A 15995-nucleotide genomic window follows, 5' to 3' on the forward strand; every position below is an offset into this window, starting at 1 on the left:
ACGCGCCGTAACGCCTTTCAGACAGTCGAATGAATCATGGTTGCGGCTAGTGACACAGGAGTGACCCACTGCCACATTGCCGGGCATGGATGCCTACCTCTCCCCCCGCCGCACCTCCGCCGCCCACCCCGTCTTCTGCACCGTCGTCCCGCCGCACCTGCTCGACAGCGTGGCCCGCTCCGCGGACTCCGCGCGGGCCGACGCCGCACAGCGCACCCTCGAACTGGACGCCTCCCTGCGGACCCGGCGGCGGGTCAGCGCCGTCCGCGGGATCGTCGCGGACGGGGCGGACGCGCCGGGCGGGGAGGGGCCCCGCCGGACGGTCTACGACGCCCAGCACCGCACCCGGCTGCCCGGGAAGAAGGTGCGCGGGGAGGGCGACGAGGCGGTCAAGGACGCCACCGCGAACCGTGCCTACGCCGGGCTCGGCGCCACGTACGAGCTCTTCCTGAAGGGCTACGGACGGAACTCGATCGACGGTTCCGGGCTGGCGCTGGACGCGAGCGTGCACTACGGCCAGGACTACGACAACGCCTTCTGGGACGGCCGGCAGATGGTCTTCGGCGACGGGGACGGGGACCTGTTCCTCGACTTCACCGTGTCGGTGGACGTCATCGGGCACGAGCTGACCCACGGCGTCACCCAGTACACGGCGAACCTCGACTACCACGGCCAGTCGGGAGCCCTCAACGAGTCCATGTCCGACGTGTTCGGCTCCCTGATCAAGCAGTACTCGCTCGGGCAGAGCGCCGACCAGGCGGACTGGCTGATCGGGGCCGGGCTGCTGGGGCCGAACGTGAGCGGGGTGGCCCTGCGCTCGATGAAGGCGCCGGGCACGGCGTACGACGACGACGAGCTCGGCAAGGACCCGCAGCCGGCCACGATGGACGGCTACGTCACCACCTCCAGCGACAACGGCGGGGTCCACATCAACTCCGGCATCCCCAACCACGCCTTCTACATCGCGGCGAGCGAGCTCGGCGGCAAGGCCTGGGAGCGGGCGGGGCAGATCTGGTACGACACCCTGACCGGCGGGCAGCTGGACGCGCGGGCGGACTTCGCGGACTTCGCCCGGCTGTCGGTGGCGGCGGCCGTGGCCCGCTACGGGGACGGCGGCGCCGAGCACCGGGCCCTGCAGAAGGCCTGGGCGACGGTGGGTCTGGGGTAACGGGCGGTTCCGGGGTAGGAAGGCCGCATGCGGATCGAAGTGGTGCGGACGGGCGGTTTCGCGGGGATCGAGCGCCGGGCCGAGGTGGACACCTCGGGCCGGGCCGACGAGGACGAGCTGCGGGCCCTGGCCCTGCTGGCCCTGCGGCCCGCCCCGGGGGCCGCCCGGGGCGCGGACGGGGTGCGGGACGGGTTCTCGTACCGGATCACGGTGGACGGGCGGACGGTGTCCTGCCGGGACCCGCACCTCTCGGACGCCCAGCGGAGCCTGATCTCGCGGCTGCTCAAGGAGGGCGCCTGAGGCGGGCCGCCGAAACCGGGTGACCGGGCGCGGCGGCTTTGCTTGGATGTCCGGGTGACTGAAACGATCTTGGCCGCCCTGGAGCGCTACTACGACACCGTCCCCCGTGTGGGCGGCGCACGGGGCGAGGACTTCGGCCCCCTGACCCTCTTCGTCCAGGAGGGCGACGGCTGGGCCTACTACGCCCGGCCCACGCCCGGCGGCTCCGGTGCCACCGCCGCCGACGTACGGAAGGTGCTGGAGCGGCAGCGGGAACTGAAGGTGCCCGAGTCCTTCGAATGGGTGGCCGAATCCAGCCCCTCCCTGCGGGCCGCGGTGGAGGCGGCGGGGCTGCACGTCCACGCGCACCCGCTGATGGTGCTGGACGCCACTGCCGAGCCGCTCCCGCCGCACCCGGAGGTACGGCTGATCGGCGCCGACGACCCGCTGCTGAGAGCGGCGGTGACGGTGCCCGCCCTGGCCTTCGCCGCGCCGGGGACGGCCCCGGGCGAGGCCGGCCCCGCCGCACTGGCGCGGGCGCTGGAGGACCCGCAGACGCGGGCCCGCCGGGACCGGGTCGCAGCGATGCTGAGGGAAGGGCGCACCGGCATGGCGGCGGCCGTGCGCGACGGGGTGGTGCTCTGCTCCGGCCAGTACAACCCGGTCGGCGACGTCGCCGAGGTGGTCGGCGTCGGGACGCTGCCCGCCGCCCGGCGCCAGGGGCTGGCCCTCGCGGTGACAGCCGCCCTGGTCGCGCAGGCCCGGCAGCGGGGGGCCCGGACGGTGTTCCTGTCGGCCGGTGACGAGGACGTGGCCCGGATCTACGGCCGCGCCGGATTCCGCCGCGTCGGAACGGCCCTGATCGCGGAGCCCCCGGAGGCGTAGGCCCCGGAGGCGTAGGCCGCCGGATTTGCCGGAACGGCAACGATGTTTGCCGGGTCCGTACGGGCGGCGCAGCATCGGCGGTGTCCCTACCGGCACCACCTCGGAGGCCCCGTGTCCGACCACCAGCAGCACGCACAGCAGCAGCAGAGCACCGGAAGCGGCTGGGGGGAGTCCTACTGGGACGACCGCTACCGCGAGCGGGTCTGGAGCGGTGACCCCAACGCCATCCTGGTCCGCGAGGTCTCCGGCCTGGCCCCCGGCCGCGCCCTGGACCTCGGCTGCGGCGAGGGCGGCGACGCCCTCTGGCTGGCCCGGCGGGGCTGGCGGGTCACCGGGACCGACATCTCCGGGGTGGCTCTGGAGCGGGCGGCCGCCCACGCCCGTGACGCCGGGGTCGGCGACCGCGTCACGTGGGAGCGGCACGACCTCGCCGAATCGTTCCCCGCCGGGGAGTACGACCTGGTCTCCGCCTGCTTCCTGCACACCTTCGGCGCGTTCCCGCGCGAGCGGATCCTGCGCACGGCCGCCCGCGCCGTGGCCCTGGGCGGGGTGCTGCTGGTGGCCGGCCACGCGGGCTGGGCGCCCTGGCAGGACACCGCGGCCATGGACGAGGACCAGCGGGCGGTCCGCTTCCCCACCCCCGACCAGGTCGTGGCGGAGCTCGAACTGCCCGAGGGGGCCTGGGAGGTGCTGCTCGCCGCGGAACACGAACGGGTCCAGAACCTGCCTGACGGCACGCCCGGGACCCGTACGGACAACGCGGTGGTGGTGCGGCGGCTGCGCTAGCCGCGGCGGCCTAGAAGCCGAGCTTGCGGAGCTGCTTGGGGTCGCGCTGCCAGTCCTTGGCGACCTTCACGTGCAGGTCGAGGAAGACCGGGGTGCCGAGCAGCGCCTCGATGTGCTTGCGCGACTTCATCCCGACCTCCTTCAGGCGCGAGCCCTTGGGGCCGATGATGATGCCCTTCTGGCTGGGGCGCTCGATGTACACGTTGGCGTGGATGTCGAGCAGCGGCCGGTCCGCGGGCCGGTTCTCGCGCGGGATCATCTCCTCGACCACCACGGCGATGGAGTGCGGCAGCTCGTCGCGCACGCCCTCCAGCGCGGCCTCGCGGATCAGCTCCGCGACCATGACCATCTCGGGCTCGTCGGTGAGGTCGCCCTCCGGGTACAGCGGGGGGCTCTCCGGCAGCAGCGGGGCGATCAGGTCGGCCAGCAGCTGGACCTGGGTGTCGCCGACCGCCGAGACGGGGACGATCTCGGCCCACTCGAAGCCGAGCTCCTCGGCGAGCCGGTGCACGGCGATGAGCTGCTCGCCCACCACCTTGGACTCGACCAGGTCGGTCTTGGTGATGATGGCGATCTTGGGGGTCTTCTTGATCCCCGCGAGCTCCTTGGCGATGAACTTGTCGCCGGGGCCGAGCTTCTGGTCGGCGGGCAGGCAGAAACCGATCACGTCGACCTCGGCCCAGGTGGTCCGCACGATGTCGTTCAGCCGCTCGCCGAGCAGCGTGCGCGGCTTGTGCAGGCCGGGGGTGTCGACCAGGACGAGCTGGGCGTCGGGGCGGTGCACGATGCCGCGGACCGTGTGGCGGGTGGTCTGCGGCCGGTTGGAGGTGATCGCGACCTTGGTGCCCACGAGCGCGTTGGTCAGGGTCGACTTGCCCGCATTGGGGCGGCCGACGAAACAGGCGAAGCCCGCGCGGTGCGGGGCGGTGGGCTCGGGGGAACGATCGCTCATACGGGCCATTCTCCCCGATGCGGCTCCCAGCGCCGACCAGCCCACCGCCACGAGGGCCGTCGCGAGTGCCACGAAGGCTACGAGCAGGGGGTGCGCGGCGTGGTCGGCGGCCCCCGTGGCGCTCACTCCGGAGGCTTCGGCGCGCACCGTGACGCGGGCCCACTCCAGGGCCGGCGGGTCCGTCCAGCGGGTGGAGAGGCGGACCTGCCGGCCGGGCAGCAGCTCGGCCGGCAGGCCGCCGAGCGCGCGGCCGGACAGGGGCCGGCCCAGGGCCCCGGCGGCGGTGAGGGCGGCGCGGGGGCGCAGGGTGACGTTGCCGAGGTTGTGGAGGGTGTACGAGACCTCCGCGCCCCGGCCGTCGGCGGCGACCCGTACGTCCTCCACCGCGAGGGCGGCGGCGGTGGGGCCGCTGACCCGCAGGTACAGCCGGGCCCCGACGGCCTGCCGGACACCGATGCCGGGGGCGCCCGCGGCGGCCGAGGCGTCCTCCTCCAGGGCCACGACGGCGCCGGGGTGGTCCCCGGGTTCGGCCCGGTCGGGGACGGTGAGGCCGAAGCCGACGTCCACCGCGCCCCGGGGCGGCACGGTGACCCGCTCCCGGTCCAGCCGTACCCAGGCGGCCGCCGCCCGGCGCGGCTCGTCGGGGCCGCGCAGCGCGAAGCCGCCGTCGCGGGCGGTGTTGTAGGCGTCGGCGGCGTAGAGCCGGAAGGTGCGCGGCCGGTCGGTGCGGTTGGCGACGGTGACGGTGTCCCGGACGGTCCCGCCGGGCGCGGCGGCGAGGTAGAAGTACGGGCGCTGACCGACGGCGGTGGCCGCGGGCAGGACGGACCACTGCCCGTTGTCGGCGGCGGCGGCCGGGGCGGCGGTCCCGGGCAGCGGGAAGAGGCCGAGCCCGAACGCCACCCCCAGGACCGCCAGGACCGCCAGTGCCACGCCCGGCACGCGGCCGCAGCGGTGCCCGGCGGGGCCGACCCGCGTCACGACAGCGTCAGGGTCAGCACCGCCGTGTACGCCCCCGGCGGGGTGTAGGCGGGCAGGCGGAGCTCGACCGTGGCGTCGACGGTGAAGGTTCCCCCGGTCACCGGGGCGTCGGGGGCGGCCGCCAGGACCGCGGCGTCCGGGCCGACCGGGCCCGCGCTGCCCGGCGTACAGGGGCTGGGGCTGCCCGGCGCCGCGGTGCAGGAGGGCGTCCAGGACAGGGAGCCGGCCGGCAGGCGCAGGCCGCCGGGGCCCGCGAAGTCGGTGACCCGGCCGGTCAGGGACCACCCCGCCGGGCCGCCGCGGGCGTCCTTGACGGTGACGGTGCCGATCCGGCCCGGGGCCGCGCCGCCGTCCCCGTACGGCACCGCGCCGAGGGTCACCGCGTCCCCCGTCTGGGTCATGGCCAGGGTGCCCGGCTCGACGGTGGCGGTCACCTGCTGGGTGCCCCGCGCCGGTGCGGCGGGCTCGACCACCGCGTACGGGGCCGGGGCCGATCCTCGCCGCGCCGACCAGGCCGGGCCCTCGTACGCCACCAGCGCGGTCGTCGCCCGGTCCGTGACGGGCAGCTCGACGGTGACCTCCCCGCGGGCGTCGGCGGTGCCCGCGGCCCGGTCGGCCGTCTCGGCGGCGCCCGCACGGCCGGCCACGGTCACGGCGGTGCCCGGGGCGAAGCCCGCCGCGGTGACCCGGGCCCGGGCGCCCGGCGCCCCGTAGGCGGTGGTGAGCAGGACGCGGCGCAGGTTGGCGGTGGGCAGCGGGGTCGCGGTGAGGCGTGCGGAGACGGGCGCGCCGGTCACCTCGCAGACGGTGTCCAGATCGAGCAGGTGGCCGGTGTGCAGGGTGTAGCCGCCGGGGGCGAGGGTGATCGCGCCGGGGGCGGTGACGGTGAAGGTGCCGGTCATGGTGACCTCGGGCAGGGCCGCCCCCGCCGGTACGGGCTCGTTGTGCGTGGCACCGACCACGGTGACCTCGCCGCTCTGCGCGCCGCCGAGCACCACCCGGCCGGCCGGGGTGAGCACGTCGGCGGGCAGCGTGGAGGTCAGCGGGTTCACGGCGGGGGTCCGGGCCACCCGGTAGGTCACGGTGACGGTGTCGCCCACCCGAGGGGCCGGGTCGTCGACGCTGATCCGGGCCGTGGTGGGGCCGTCGGCGGGCGGCGCTCCGGCCTCCTGGGGCGGCAGGCAGCGCGTGGGGAACTCCACCCGGCCCGGGGGCGTTTCCCCCACGGCGGCGGCGGGCCCGCCGAGCGCGCCCCCGCTCGCGGCCGCGAGCACCGTCATGCCGACGGCCGCCCGCCATCCCCTGCTGCGCGCGCCTGTTCGCACTGCCCGCCCCCCGCGTTCCGTCGCCCCGACAGGGGGCCATTCACGAGCGGGCGCCGGGAGAAGTCAATGCACGGACCCGGCAGCGACTGATGGCCCATCAGGAGATGGCGGGGTGGCGGACCCAGCCCCCGGACCGCCCGGCTCCGCCGCCCGGAAGGTGCGCCGGTAGGCCGTCGGGCTCACCCCCAGCGCCGCCTGGACGTGCTTGCGCAGCGACTGCGCCGTCCCGAAGCCCGTCTCCCGCGCCACCGTCTCGATCGGCAGCTCGGTCCGCTCCAGCAGCCGCCGGGCCCGCTCCACCCGCTGGGCGGTGATCCACTCCCCGGGGCTGACCCCCGACTCCTCGCGGAAGCGGCGCGTGAAGGTGCGTACGGACACGGCCTCTTGGCGGGCGAGGTCGGTCAGCCGCAGGGGCTCGTGCAGCCGGTCCAGCACCCAGGCGCGCGCGGCCGTGGTGCTGGCCTGCTGTGGTTCGGGCACGGGCCGGTCGATGAACTGCGCCTGCCCGCCCTCCCGGTGGGGCGGCACGACCGTCCGCCGGGCCACCTCGTTGGCGACGGCCGCTCCGTGGTCGCGGCGGACGATGTGCAGGCACAGGTCGATCCCGGCGGCGACCCCGGCGGAGGTGAGCACGTCGCCGTCGTCCGTGTAGAGCACCCCGGGGTCGACCCGTACGGCCGGGAACATCCGCTGGAAGTGCTCGGCCGAGGCCCAGTGGGTGGTGGCCCGGCGGCCGTCCAGGTAGCCCGCGGCGGCCAGCACGTACCCGCCCGTGCAGATGGACACGAGCCGGGTGCCGGGCCGGATGCGGGCGAGGGCGGCGGCGAGTTCGCCGGTCAGCCGTCCCTCGTCGTGCACCGGCCCCAGTTCGTAGGAGGCCGGGACCACCACCGTGTCGGCCGTGGCCAGCAGCTCCGGACCGTGCTCGACCGTCACCGCGAAGTCGGCGTCCGTGGGCACCGGGCCCGGGGCGAGGCCGCAGGTGAGGATCTCGTAGCAGGGCCGCCCGGCCGGATCCTTGGCGCGGCCGAAGATCCGGTGCGGGATGCCGAGTTCGAAGGGCAGCAGCCCGGCGAGAGCGAGGACGACGACGCGGTGGGCCCGCGGCGCGCCCGGGGCGCCGGTGGCGGTGGCGGACGCGGATGCGGATGCGGTGGCGTCCGGGGTCTCACGGTCGGTGGCCATGGCCCGATCGTATCGAAGCATGTCGGTCAGGCCACTGTCGTACGGGGTCCCGCGGGCCGGAAGCTGTCGTCGTGACGACGCAGACAGCACCCTCGCCCGCCCCCGCGGCCACCACTCACCGCATCCACCGAGCCTGGTTCGTCGCGGCCGTCGCCTTCGTGACGATCATCGGCGCCGCCGCCTTCGCCTCCCTCCCCGGGCTGCTCATCGAGCCGCTGCACCAGGAGTTCGACTGGTCGCGCGGCACGATCGGCTTCGCCGTCTCCGTGAACCTCGCGCTCTACGGGCTCACCGCGCCCTTCGCGGCCGCGCTGATGGACCGCTTCGGCATCCGCCGCGTCGTGGCCGTCGCGCTGACGGTCATATCCGTCGGCTCGGTGGCCACGGTGTGGATGACCTCCGCCTGGCAGCTGGTCCTGTACTGGGGTGTCCTGGTCGGCCTGGGCAGCGGCTCCATGGCGCTGGCCTTCGCCGCGACCGTGACCAACCGCTGGTTCACCGCCCGGCGCGGCCTGGTCACCGGCATCCTGACCGCCGCCGGAGCCTCCGGCCAGCTGATCTTCCTGCCGCTGCTGGCCTGGCTGGTGGAGCACCACGGCTGGCGCCCGGCCGCGGTCACCGTCTCGCTGGCGGCCCTGGCCGTCGTGCCCTTCGTATGGCTGCTGCTGCGCGACCATCCGGCCGACATCGGGACCACCCCGTACGGGGGCACGTACGCGGCCAAGCCGGCGCCCGTCCCGGGAGCCGCCCGCCGGGCGGTGACGGTCCTGCTCAAGGCGGCCAGGACCGGCCCCTTCTGGCTGCTCGCGGGCACCTTCGCGATCTGCGGAGCCTCGACGAACGGCCTGGTCAAGACCCACTTCGTGCCCGCGGCCCACGATCACGGCATGCCGGTGACGGCGGCCGCCGGACTGCTGGCGGTGATCGGCGTCTTCGACGTGGCCGGCACGGTGTTCTCCGGCTGGCTGACGGACCGCTTCGACGCGCGCCGCCTCCTCGTCGTCTACTACGCGCTGCGCGGGGTCTCGCTGCTCTTCCTGCCGATGCTGCTGGCCCCCTCCGTACATCCGCCGATGCTGCTCTTCATCGTCTTCTACGGCCTGGACTGGGTCGCGACCGTCCCGCCCACGATCGCCCTGTGCCGCGAGCACTACGGCGAGGACGGCGCGATCGTCTTCGGCTGGGTCCTGGCCTCGCACCAGGTGGGCGCCGCGGTGGTGGCCTTCCTGGGCGGCCTGGCCCGCGATGCCTTCGGCTCGTACGACCTCGTCTGGTACGCCTCGGGCGCGCTGTGCGCGATCGCCGCGCTGATGGCGGTCGTCATCCGCCGCCGACCCGCCCCCACGGAGGCCGCGGCCGCCGCCTGAACGGGCCCGGGGGCCGGGGGCGGGGTGCCAGGATGGGCCCGTGGACCATACGACGGACAGGTGCGGCGCGGACGAGCTGGTACGGGCGGCGGAGGCGGGCGACGCGGCCGAGATCGCGCGGCTGCTGGGCCGGGGCGTCGACGCCGACGCGCGCAGCGCCGAGGGCCGTACGGCGCTGGACCTCGCGGTCTGCGCGGGCCGGGCGGATCCGGTACGGCTCCTGCTCACGGCCGGCGCGGACCCCGAGCAGGTCACGGGCCCGTACCGGGAGGAACTGCCCCTGGTCCAGGCGGCCACCCGGGGCCACACCGCCGTCGTGCGGCAGCTGCTTTCCGCCGGGGCCCGGCCCGACCGGCGGAACCGCTTGCACGCCACCGCCCTGGGCCGGGCCGCGGCCGAGGGGCACACGGAAACGGCCCGGATCCTCCTGGAACACGGAGCGGACCCGCGTCTGCCCTGGCGGGAGCGGACCCCGGCCCAGTGGGCGGCCCGCTTCGGTCACACGGAGACGGCCCGGCTCCTGACGGCCTAGCCCTCAGCCGCCCGCCGGAGTCGTGGACTTCAGGGTGCCGTCCGGGCCGGCCAGCAGGACCGGGGTTTCCGGGCCGCCGAGGTCGCGGACCGCCGCGCGGTCGGCCTCGGCCGGCGCGTCGGCGGCGCTCACCACGGCCGCCGCCTCCAGGGACCGGGCCCCGCTGGCCACCGCCATGGCGACCGCCGTCTGGAGGGCGCTCAGCTTCAGGGAGTCCAGCTCCACGGTCCCGGCGACGTACGTACGGCCGGTCTCGTCGCGGACCGCCGCGCCCTCCGGAACCCCGTTGCGGGCCCGGGCGCTGCGCGCCAACGTGATGATCTTGCTGTCCTCGGGGTCGATCCCGGTGCCCACGGTGCTCTCGCTCATGGGGGAAAGCTTAGGGAGCGCCTCGGCGCGGTCGTGCGACGACCCCGCCGAGGCGCCCTCCCCTCCGTCCCCACCCCTCGGGCACAGGGACAAACCTAAGCGCACCGTGCGCGTTCCCTATGATCCGAAGGTCCCGCTTCCCCATGACCTTCGACCCTCGGGCATTCCATGGAACGGAAGCTCAGGGACGGTCGAGCCGCAGCCGCTCCGCCTTCGGCAGACCCGCCACGACGAGGTCGTACGAGTCCTCCACCAGCTCCCGCACCAGCGCGTCCGGCAACTCGCCGACCGTCACCGTGTTCCAGTGCCGCTTGTTCATGTGCCAGCCCGGGACGATCGCCGCGTGCTCCGCGCGCTGGCGCAGCGCCTCCTCCGGATCGCACTTGAGGTTGACCTTCAGCGGCTCGGCATCCAGCGCCGTCAGCGCGAACACCTTCCCCAGCACCCTGAACACCGAGGTCTCCGGCGTGAAGGGGAACTCCTCCACGGCCGCGTTGAAGTCCAGGCACAGGGCGCGCAGCTCCGCCGGGGTCATCCGTCCTCCTCCTCCGCGGCCCCGTCCACCGGCTCCGCCGGCTCCACGAGCACCGTCACGATCTTGTTCCGCCGGCCGCCCGGCGACTCCGCCGTCAGCCGCAGCGGGCGCCCGTCCGGCAGCTCCACCACCGCCGAGGCCCCCGCGATCGGGACCCGGCCCAGGGCCTTGGCCAGCAGCCCGCCGACCGTCTCCACGTCCTCGTCGTCGAAGGCCTCGACCCCGAAGAGCTCGCCCAGGTCCGTGATGTCGAGCCGCGCCGTCACCCGGTAGCGGTCCCCGCCCAGCTCCTCCACCGGCGCGATCTCCCGGTCGTACTCGTCGGTGATCTCACCGACGATCTCCTCCAGGATGTCCTCGATCGTGACGATGCCCGCCGTGCCGCCGTACTCGTCGATGACCACGGCCACGTGATTGCGCACCGACTGCATCTCGCGCAGCAGGTCGCCCGCGTTCTTGGTGTCGGGCACGAACACCGCCGGCCGCATCACCGTCGAGACCAGGTCGGACTCCGCTTCGCGGCTGATGTGCGTGCGGCGCACGAGGTCCTTCAGGTACACGATCCCGACGATGTCGTCCTCGTTCTCCCCCGTCACGGGGATCCGCGAGAAGCCGGACCGCAGCGCGAGCGTCGTCGCCTGACGGATCGTCTTGTACCGCTCTATGCAGACCAGGTCGGTGCGCGGCACCATCACCTCGCGCACGAGCGTGTCGCCGAGCTCGAAGACCTGGTGCACCATCCGGCGCTCGTCGTCCTCGATCAGCGATTCCTTCTCCGCCAGGTCCACCATCGCCCGCAGCTCCGCCTCGGAGGCGAACGGCCCCTTGCGGAAGCCCTTGCCGGGCGTGAGCGCGTTGCCGATGAGGATCAGCAGCTGCGGGATCGGCCCCATCACCCGCGCCAGCGGCACGAGGACGTACGCGGCCGCCGTCGCGGTGTTGAGCGGGTGCTGGCGGCCGATCGTGCGCGGGGACACGCCCACCGCCACGAACGAGACCAGCACCATGACGCCGATGGCCACCAGCAGCGCGGTCCAGTTCTCCCCGAACTCATCGAGGCACACGTACGTGACGAGCACGCCCGCCGCCATCTCGCAGGTGACCCGGACCAGCAGCGCCACGTTCAGGTAGCGGGTCGGGTCCCCGGCGACCTGCGCCAGCTTCGCGCTGCCGCGCCGCCCCTCCCGTACGGCCTGCTCGGCCCGGAAGCTGGAGATCCGTGCGATCCCGGACTCGGCGCACGCCGCGAACCAGGCCACCACGACCAGCAGTACCGCGCCGGCGATCAGCTGGGGCGCGGTCACGAGACGGTGGGCGCGGGCGACGGACCGGTCATGCCGCGCTCGGCGCGCCAGCCGTCGACGATGGCCGCCTGGAGCCCGAACATCTCGGCCTTCTCGTCCGGCTCCTCGTGGTCGTAGCCGAGCAGGTGCAGCACCCCGTGGACGGTCAGGAGCTGGAGCTCCTCGTCCATGGAGTGCTGCGTCGGGGCGTCCTCGCCCTGCTTCTTGGCCACCTCGGGGCACAGCACGATGTCACCGAGGAGCCCCTGCGGGGGCTCCTCGTCGTCCTTCGACGGCGGCCGGAGCTCGTCCATCGGGAAGGACATGACGTCGGTCGGTCCGGGCAGGTCCATCCACTGGATGTGGAGCTGCTCCATGGCGTCCTCGTCGATGACGATGACGGAGAGCTCGGACAGCGGGTGGATCCGCATCCGGGTGAGCGCGTAGCGGGCGATGTCGAGGATCGCCTGCTCGTCGACCTCGGTTCCGGACTCGTTGTTGACGTCGATCGACATGGTGCGCTGAGCTCTACTTCCGCTGGTGGCCGTTCGCGGCCTGCTGGCCGTCGTCGTACTTCTCGTACGCGTCGACGATACGGCCGACCAGCTTGTGCCGGACGACATCCTCGGACGTGAGGCGCGAGAAGTGGATGTCGGGCACTCCTTCGAGGATGTCCTGCACCTGCCGCAGACCGCTGCGGGCGCCGCCGGGCAGGTCCACCTGCGTGACGTCACCGGTGATCACGATCTTCGAATCGAAGCCGAGCCGGGTCAGGAACATCTTCATCTGCTCGGTGGTCGTGTTCTGCGCCTCGTCGAGCACCACGAAGGCCTCATTGAGCGTGCGACCCCTCATGTAGGCCAGCGGCGCGACCTCGATGGTGCCCGCCGCCATCAGGCGGGGGATCGAGTCCGGGTCCAGCATGTCGTGCAGGGCGTCGTACAGGGGGCGCAGGTACGGGTCGATCTTGTCGAAGAGGGTGCCGGGGAGGAAGCCGAGGCGTTCGCCCGCCTCGACCGCCGGGCGGGTCAGGATGATCCGGCTGACCTGCTTGGACTGCAGGGCCTGGACCGCCTTGGCCATGGCGAGGTAGGTCTTTCCGGTACCGGCGGGGCCGATGCCGAAGACGATCGTGTTCTTGTCGATCGCGTCGACGTACCGCTTCTGGTTGAGGGTCTTGGGGCGGATGGTGCGCCCGCGGCTGGAGAGGATGTTCTGGGTGAGCACCTCGGCCGGGGTCTCCGCCTCGCCACCACCGGTGCCGTTGGCCTTGAGCATGGCGATCGAGCGTTCCACTGCGTCCTCCGTCATCGACTGCCCGGTGCGCAGCACCAGCATCATCTCGTCGAACAGGCGCTGGATCAGGGCGACTTCGTCCGCCGGTCCGATCGCGCTGACCTGATTGCCCCGAACATGGATGTCGGCCTTCGGGAAAGCCTTCTCGATCACGCGCAGCAGCGCGTCGCCCGAGCCGAGCACCGTCACCATCGGGTGCTTCGCCGGTACGGTGAAGTGGGCTCGCGCCTGGCCCGGCGCGGGGGTGTGGGCTGTCGGTGTCTGAGTCATGGGCCGGCACTGTGGCCTGCGCATACCTCCCGCTGAGGGGCCGCTCGGGTCGTCGACCTCCGGAGTACCAAGGGTACGTCCACGCCCGGGCATCCCCGAGGGGTTTTCCGGTCCGGCACCCGGGTGTTCCCCCGCCGTTCCCGTACGGGACGCGGGCGGGCGGCCCGGGGCCCGCCCCGGCCCGGCCTACACGGGGTGGCGGAAGCCGATGGTGGGCACCGCGCGGCGGCGCGCGGCGGGGGTGGCACCCGGCGGCAGCAGGGCGTCGAGGAAGCCGTAGCGGCCGCGCAGGGCCTCCGGGGCGGTGCGCCACCAGTGGGCCACCTCGGGCCAGCCCGGTGCCGAGAGGGAGCCGCCGAACTCCTGCACCGAGAGGGCGGCGGTCAGCCCCGCGAAGGCGAGCCGGTCGGCCAGGGGCCAGCCCGCCAGGCTGCCGGTGACGAAGCCGGCCACGAACACGTCCCCGGCGCCGGTCGGGTCCAGGGCGTCCACCGTGATCGCCGGGACCTCGGCCGTCTCCCCGGTGCGGCCGTCCACCGCGTACGAGCCCTCCGCTCCCATGGTCACCACCGCGACCGGCACCTTCTCCGCGAGGGCGCGGGCCGCGGCGCGCGGACACTCGGTCCGGGTGTAGCGCATCGCCTCGCCCGCGTTGGGCAGGAAGGCCTCGCAGTGGCCGAGGTCGGGCAGGGCGTCCAGGTCCCAGCGCCCGGTGTCGTCCCAGCCGACATCGGCGAAGATCCGCGAGCCCCGGCGGGCCGCCTCGGCGACCCACCCCTCGCCCGGGCCGGCCGCGAGCGAGGCGACGGCGGCGCGGGTCTGCGGAGGACACCAGGGGAAGGGGCCCGGGCCGGTGGGGGGCGGGGCCTCGTGGCCGTGGGAGACCATCGTGCGCTCGCCCTCGTAGGCCATGGAGACGGTGACGGGGCTGTGCCAGCCGGGGACGGTCCGCGACATCGACAGGTCGATGCCCTCGCCCTGTTCGAGGGCGTCCCAGCAGTACTCGCCGTAGTGGTCGTCGCCGAACGCGGCGGCCAGCGAGGTGCGCAGGCCGAGCCGGGCCAGGGCGGTGGCCATGTTGGCGACGCCACCGGGGCTGGACCCCATGCCGCGCGCCCAGGACTCCGTACCGCGCACGGGGGCGGAGTCGAGGCCGGTGAAGATGATGTCGAGGAAGACCGTGCCGGTCAGGAAGACGTCGCAGGCCGGGTCTTGGGGATCGCGCAGCGGGCCCAGCGGGTCCAGCTTGCCCGGGCGGATGGTGCGGCTGTCCCGACTGGTCACGATGTGCTCCCCGTTGAAGTGTCGTTTCTGTGTTTGCGGTGCAGGGGTGGAAAGCTGCGAGCCCTGCCCGTGTCCGACAGGAACGAAACCCAGTGTGACGCACCTCACCGCGCGCACATGCCCGGTCACGCCCCGCACCGGACGGGAAGCCGGCCGGCACGGGGGCGGCGGACAGCGGGGCGGCGGACAGCGGGCGGCGGGCGGGCCTACGGGCGCTTGGGCACGGGAACCCGTACGAGGTCCGCCGCGATCGTCAGCTCGCCCTCGAAGCCGGCCGCGCGGGCCTCGCGTTCGAACTCCGACGGGTCGGGGTAGCGCTGCGAGAAGTGCGTCAGCACCAGGTGCCGCACGCCCGCGTCCCGGGCGACCCGGGCCGCCTGGCCCGCGGTGAGGTGGCCGTGGTCGCTGGCCAGCGCGGCGTCGGCTTCGAGGAAGGTCGACTCGATGACCAGCAGGTCGCAGCCCTGCGCCAGCTCGTCCACCCCGGGGCACAGCCGGGTGTCCATGACGAAGGCGAACCGCTGCCCGGCCCGGTGCTCGCTGACGTCCTCCAGGGAGACCTCGCCCAGCCGCCCCTCGCGCTGGATCCGGCCCACGTCCGGGCCCTTGATCCCGTGTCGCGCGAGCAGCTCCGGAACCATCCGGCGCCCGTCCGGCTCGGTCACCCGGTAGCCGAAGGACTCCACCGGGTGCGAGAGCCGCCGCGCCTCCAGGCGGTACGGGGGCCCGTCGGCCAGGGTCCCGTCCCGCTCCACCGGCTCCTCGCGCAGCCGGACCGTCTCCCGGTAGGCGGTGGCGTAGCGGAGCCGGTCGAAGAACTTCTGCCCCGAGGCCGGGTAGTGCGCGGTCACCGGGTGCGGGACCCGGTCGAGGTTGATCCGCTGGATCACCCCGGCCAGGCCGAGGCTGTGGTCACCGTGGAAGTGGGTGACGCAGATGCGGTTGATGTCGTGCGCGGCGACCCCGGCCCGCAGCATCTGGCGCTGCGTGCCCTCGCCCGGGTCGAAGAGGATGCCCTCGCCGTCCCAGCGCAGCAGGTAGCCGTTGTGGTTGCGGTGCCGGGTGGGTACCTGGCTGGCGGTGCCCAGGACCACGAACTCTCGTACGGACACGCGCTATCCGGGGGGCCACTGGAGGCCGCGGCCGCCGAGGACGTGCGCATGGGCGTGGAAGACGGTCTGCCCGGCTCCGGCACCCGTGTTGAAGACGACCCGGTAGCCGTGCTCCACGATCTTCTCGTCGGCCGCGACCTGCCCGGCCTCGCGCAGTACGTCGGCGGCGATGGCCGGCTCGGCGGCGGCGAGGGAGGCGCCGTCGGGGTAGTGCGCCTTGGGGATGACCAGGACGTGCGTCGGCGCCTGCGGGTTGATGTCGCGGAAGGCGACGGTCGTCTCGGTCTCGCGGACCACGGTCGCCGGGATGGTACCCGCGACGATCTTGCAGAACAGGCAGTCCGCCTGCGGTTCCCCGGCCATGGCCGTGCCTCCCGTGTCGTTGA

The 15995-nt window shown here is 74.1% G+C and carries 17 protein-coding genes; 6 read left to right on the forward strand and 11 right to left on the reverse strand.

Annotated features, from left to right (window positions below; genetic code table 11):
• The first annotated feature begins 85 nt into the window (after positions 1-85).
• From ACFYYT_RS08700 to ACFYYT_RS08715, 4 genes are all read left to right on the forward strand, one after another.
• On the forward strand, positions 86-1168 hold the full coding sequence (locus ACFYYT_RS08700; protein ID WP_351819093.1) for a M4 family metallopeptidase: 1083 nt from the start codon (positions 86-88) through the stop codon (positions 1166-1168).
• 27 nt (positions 1169-1195) lie between these two features.
• Positions 1196-1468, forward strand: a complete 273-nt coding sequence (locus ACFYYT_RS08705) for a protealysin inhibitor emfourin (protein ID WP_351819090.1) — start codon at positions 1196-1198, stop codon at positions 1466-1468.
• Between the two features lie 54 nt (positions 1469-1522).
• On the forward strand, positions 1523-2332 hold the full coding sequence (locus tag ACFYYT_RS08710; protein ID WP_351819087.1) for a GNAT family N-acetyltransferase: 810 nt from the start codon (positions 1523-1525) through the stop codon (positions 2330-2332).
• Between the two features lie 111 nt (positions 2333-2443).
• Complete coding sequence (locus tag ACFYYT_RS08715; RefSeq protein WP_351819084.1) at positions 2444-3118, forward strand: class I SAM-dependent methyltransferase; 675 nt, start codon at positions 2444-2446, stop codon at positions 3116-3118.
• 10 nt (positions 3119-3128) lie between these two features.
• Here the strand turns inward: ACFYYT_RS08715 and era are convergent, their stop codons facing one another.
• From era to ACFYYT_RS08730, 3 genes are all read right to left on the reverse strand, one after another.
• Positions 3129-4079 (reverse strand): GTPase Era, encoded by a 951-nt coding sequence (era, locus tag ACFYYT_RS08720; RefSeq protein ID WP_351819216.1) that lies wholly within the window; start codon positions 4077-4079, stop codon positions 3129-3131.
• A gap of 968 nt (positions 4080-5047) precedes the next feature.
• On the reverse strand, positions 5048-6331 hold the full coding sequence (locus ACFYYT_RS08725; protein ID WP_351819213.1) for a beta-xylosidase: 1284 nt from the start codon (positions 6329-6331) through the stop codon (positions 5048-5050).
• A 108-nt stretch (positions 6332-6439) separates the two neighbouring features.
• A complete protein-coding gene (locus ACFYYT_RS08730) occupies positions 6440-7561 on the reverse strand; it encodes a helix-turn-helix domain-containing protein (RefSeq protein ID WP_351819081.1) in 1122 nt (373 codons plus the stop codon).
• Positions 7562-7632: 71 nt separating this feature from the next.
• Between ACFYYT_RS08730 and ACFYYT_RS08735 the strand changes: the two genes are divergently transcribed.
• Both ACFYYT_RS08735 and ACFYYT_RS08740 read left to right on the forward strand, forming a co-directional pair.
• Positions 7633-8928: an MFS transporter gene (locus tag ACFYYT_RS08735; protein WP_351819079.1), complete on the forward strand. Its 1296-nt coding sequence runs from the start codon at positions 7633-7635 to the stop codon at positions 8926-8928.
• Between the two features lie 40 nt (positions 8929-8968).
• On the forward strand, positions 8969-9460 hold the full coding sequence (locus ACFYYT_RS08740; RefSeq protein WP_351819077.1) for an ankyrin repeat domain-containing protein: 492 nt from the start codon (positions 8969-8971) through the stop codon (positions 9458-9460).
• 3 nt (positions 9461-9463) lie between these two features.
• Here the strand turns inward: ACFYYT_RS08740 and ACFYYT_RS08745 are convergent, their stop codons facing one another.
• From ACFYYT_RS08745 to ACFYYT_RS08780, 8 genes are all read right to left on the reverse strand, one after another.
• Positions 9464-9829, reverse strand: coding sequence for a cytidine deaminase (locus tag ACFYYT_RS08745; RefSeq protein WP_351819075.1), 366 nt, complete (start codon positions 9827-9829; stop codon positions 9464-9466).
• A gap of 181 nt (positions 9830-10010) precedes the next feature.
• Positions 10011-10364 carry an MmcQ/YjbR family DNA-binding protein gene (locus tag ACFYYT_RS08750; protein WP_351819072.1) on the reverse strand — a complete coding sequence of 118 codons (354 nt, stop codon included), beginning with the start codon at positions 10362-10364 and terminating at the stop codon, positions 10011-10013.
• The gene (locus tag ACFYYT_RS08755) at positions 10361-11668 is read right to left on the reverse strand and encodes a hemolysin family protein (RefSeq protein WP_351819069.1); all 1308 of its coding nucleotides are present in this window, start codon (positions 11666-11668) and stop codon (positions 10361-10363) included. Before ACFYYT_RS08755 ends, ACFYYT_RS08750 begins: the two co-directional genes overlap by 4 nt.
• On the reverse strand, positions 11665-12162 hold the full coding sequence (gene ybeY, locus ACFYYT_RS08760; protein WP_351819066.1) for an rRNA maturation RNase YbeY: 498 nt from the start codon (positions 12160-12162) through the stop codon (positions 11665-11667). Before ybeY ends, ACFYYT_RS08755 begins: the two co-directional genes overlap by 4 nt.
• Positions 12163-12175: 13 nt before the next feature.
• Positions 12176-13213, reverse strand: coding sequence for a PhoH family protein (locus ACFYYT_RS08765; protein WP_351819063.1), 1038 nt, complete (start codon positions 13211-13213; stop codon positions 12176-12178).
• 186 nt (positions 13214-13399) lie between these two features.
• Positions 13400-14497, reverse strand: a complete 1098-nt coding sequence (locus tag ACFYYT_RS08770) for a PfkB family carbohydrate kinase (RefSeq protein WP_351819060.1) — start codon at positions 14495-14497, stop codon at positions 13400-13402.
• A gap of 206 nt (positions 14498-14703) precedes the next feature.
• The gene (locus ACFYYT_RS08775; RefSeq protein ID WP_351819057.1) at positions 14704-15609 is read right to left on the reverse strand and encodes a ribonuclease Z; all 906 of its coding nucleotides are present in this window, start codon (positions 15607-15609) and stop codon (positions 14704-14706) included.
• A 3-nt stretch (positions 15610-15612) separates the two neighbouring features.
• A complete protein-coding gene (locus ACFYYT_RS08780; RefSeq protein WP_351819210.1) occupies positions 15613-15972 on the reverse strand; it encodes a histidine triad nucleotide-binding protein in 360 nt (119 codons plus the stop codon).
• Positions 15973-15995: the final 23 nt, after the last annotated feature.

Source organism: Streptomyces sp. NPDC002032 (genome assembly GCF_042890765.1).
In the GTDB taxonomy this organism is placed as follows: domain Bacteria; phylum Actinomycetota; class Actinomycetes; order Streptomycetales; family Streptomycetaceae; genus Streptomyces.

What these genes read in the sequence shown, in the direction of transcription:
- ACFYYT_RS08750 (WP_351819072.1), bottom strand. Translation starts at nt 10,364, where the DNA reads ATGACCCCGGCGGAGCTGCGCGCCCTGTGCCTGGACTTCAACGCGGCC.
- ybeY (WP_351819066.1), bottom strand. Translation starts at nt 12,162, where the DNA reads ATGTCGATCGACGTCAACAACGAGTCCGGAACCGAGGTCGACGAGCAG.
- ACFYYT_RS08725 (WP_351819213.1), bottom strand. Translation starts at nt 6,331, where the DNA reads ATGACGGTGCTCGCGGCCGCGAGCGGGGGCGCGCTCGGCGGGCCCGCC.
- ACFYYT_RS08700 (WP_351819093.1), top strand. Translation starts at nt 86, where the DNA reads ATGGATGCCTACCTCTCCCCCCGCCGCACCTCCGCCGCCCACCCCGTC.
- ACFYYT_RS08705 (WP_351819090.1), top strand. Translation starts at nt 1,196, where the DNA reads ATGCGGATCGAAGTGGTGCGGACGGGCGGTTTCGCGGGGATCGAGCGC.
- ACFYYT_RS08730 (WP_351819081.1), bottom strand. Translation starts at nt 7,561, where the DNA reads ATGGCCACCGACCGTGAGACCCCGGACGCCACCGCATCCGCATCCGCG.
- ACFYYT_RS08765 (WP_351819063.1), bottom strand. Translation starts at nt 13,213, where the DNA reads ATGACTCAGACACCGACAGCCCACACCCCCGCGCCGGGCCAGGCGCGA.
- ACFYYT_RS08745 (WP_351819075.1), bottom strand. Translation starts at nt 9,829, where the DNA reads ATGAGCGAGAGCACCGTGGGCACCGGGATCGACCCCGAGGACAGCAAG.
- era (WP_351819216.1), bottom strand. Translation starts at nt 4,079, where the DNA reads ATGGCCCGTATGAGCGATCGTTCCCCCGAGCCCACCGCCCCGCACCGC.
- ACFYYT_RS08780 (WP_351819210.1), bottom strand. Translation starts at nt 15,972, where the DNA reads ATGGCCGGGGAACCGCAGGCGGACTGCCTGTTCTGCAAGATCGTCGCG.